This is a genomic window from Desulfoscipio geothermicus DSM 3669 (assembly GCF_900115975.1).
GTDB classification, from domain to species: Bacteria; Bacillota; Desulfotomaculia; order Desulfotomaculales; family Desulfallaceae; genus Desulfoscipio; species Desulfoscipio geothermicus.
In genome coordinates, this window is sequence record NZ_FOYM01000071.1 from 1 (window position 1) to 2,308 (window position 2,308).

The window sequence follows — 2,308 nt, forward strand, 5'->3', positions numbered from 1 at the left end:
CGTGATTCTCCCTGGCCCCCCGAGGGCTTGGTCGCTAAATCCGTCAATTTATGGACAATTAACAGCGTCTATTGCTGGACGTTATAGGGTGGCAGCAACACATACCCATCAACATAAAGATAGATATTATGAAAATAATGATTATTGATTAATGGTAAATTATTCATATTGTTTAATTCGATATCAATTACATATTTACAATCTTTATAAGTAGGTTCAACTATATCTATGGGCTTTATAGTTGGCGATATATTCATCCAAAAAAAAGAAACTATGAGCAAAAAAATAAAAGTAGTAAATTTAATTTTCTTCATATTAGGCACCTCAATCTAGGAACCTGGTTAAAAAGTGCAGTAAAATATCACATAAGTCTCAATAATATACCATTTTATGATATAATATGATTAAATACTAAATCTTGGCGGTGGAATCAAATGCTCGGAAGTAAAGAAATAGAATTAACCTTTGCTGATATTGATAACTGGCAAGAACGAATCTCCAAGAAATCATTCTACTACCGAGTCAGACAATGGGTAGAAGAAAACCTTAGCGATGAACAATTCGCCCATTTTTACAGCACAGGGAAAGGTCGCCCTTCGCTAAGTCCAACCCGCATGTTGACAGCTATCATAATACAGCTGGAAAAAGGTTACTCAGACCGCGAGATGGATGAAGCCGCTCAATTTGATGACCGGGTTAAATTCGCCTTAAAACTAAGTCGTACCCCCCAGTGCCGAATAACCCATGCCTCATTATCAAACTACCGCAAAATGTTTTTAAACGATGATACCGCTCGTAAATTACTCAAAATGACCTTGCAAACAGCAACCGCAGCGGGCCTGTTTGACGATGCAGACAAAGACCTGGTTGACTCTTTTATGATCCATGGCGCAACCTCCAAAAAAGATACCTACACATTAATCCGCACCGCCATGGCCCGTGTACTGCGCCTTTCGGAAAGTGAAGGACTACGCAATACATTGGAATCAATTATTGAACATCAAGAGTACGGAAAAAAGGGCAAACCCAAAATCGATTGGGACAACCCTGCAGCCAAACAAAAATTGCTAGCCACCCTGGTTAACGATGCCCGTAAAGTAAAAGAATTCATTCTGGGCGCTACGGTTTCCGAAGAATTAAAAGATGCCGTCAACCTGCTGCAATTGGTAGCAGAGCAAGATATTGAAGAAACCGACGGACAAATTAAAATCAGGCAGGGGGTTGCCAAAGACAGAATTATCTCTGTCAAAGACCCCGAAATGCGCCACGGACGCAAAACTACCAGTTACAAAACAGACGGCTACAAAGGGCATGTTATGACGGGGGGCCGGGACTGTGAACTGGTTACCTCCACCACAGTTACACCGGCCAACACCTCTGACGAATCCGCATTGGAAGAACTTTTGGAACAAAGAAAAGAAAACCTTGGGCAATACCCTGAAAAATTACTGGGTGATACCGCATACGGCGGCGCGGAAACCCGACAAGCCATGCTGGACAAAGAAATCAACTTGATAGCCAAAGTTCCTCCCGCCAGTAACAAAAAAGATCTCTTCTCCAAAGAAGAATTTGATATTGATTTAAATATGGGATCAATCACCTGCCCGGCCGGCCAAACCATTTCCATAGTGCCGAAACGCGAAACGAAAAAACAAGTTAAGCGGGCTGCCAAAGGAATTGTTAAATTTCCAAAGGAGACATGTGATGCATGCCCGTTAAAGGATAAATGTACAAAATCCAAGTCCGGGCGAACAATTCGTATTCATGAACAAGAAGCATTATTACAAGCCGCCCGAGTTCAGCAAAAAACACCGGAATTCAAAGCAGAGTATTCGGTGCGGGCCAATGTTGAAAGAACAATCGCCCACTTAACCCGGCATGGGGCACGCCAAACACGTTTGGTTGGTATAGCTTGGGCCAAGTTCAAATTCGCCATCCATGGTGCTGTTAAAAATATAATAACCATTCCCCGCCTTATAGCAAAATATGCCAAAGAAAAGGCTGTTCAACCGGTAATAGGGTAAGTGCGCCCTTTTTTAAGAAATAAGGAAATATTAGGGTGATATGGGGTATTAATGCCAGTAAAATTAGCCTGTAACTGGATTAAATCCCTAAAATAATCCCACTTATTGTAAATGTGGTGGGCTTAGGTTTCCTCAAAAAGGACTTTTTGACCAGGTTCCTAATATGGGGTACTTATTTTTAAAAATTATTGTTAATGGACATGATAAAATCCTCATAAATGGTCACGAAAAACCCGCACAAATGGACACATAAGCAGGAAAATAAAGCTCGCCCCCTCGAAGCT

The 2,308-nt window shown here is 41.5% G+C and carries 1 protein-coding gene; it reads left to right on the forward strand.

The window, feature by feature from the left end; all coding sequences use genetic code 11:
* The first annotated feature begins 434 nt into the window (after window positions 1–434).
* Window positions 435–2,024 carry an IS1182 family transposase gene (locus BM299_RS18690; RefSeq protein ID WP_092488044.1) on the forward strand — a complete coding sequence of 530 codons (1,590 nt, stop codon included), beginning with the start codon at window positions 435–437 and terminating at the stop codon, window positions 2,022–2,024.
* Window positions 2,025–2,308: the final 284 nt, after the last annotated feature.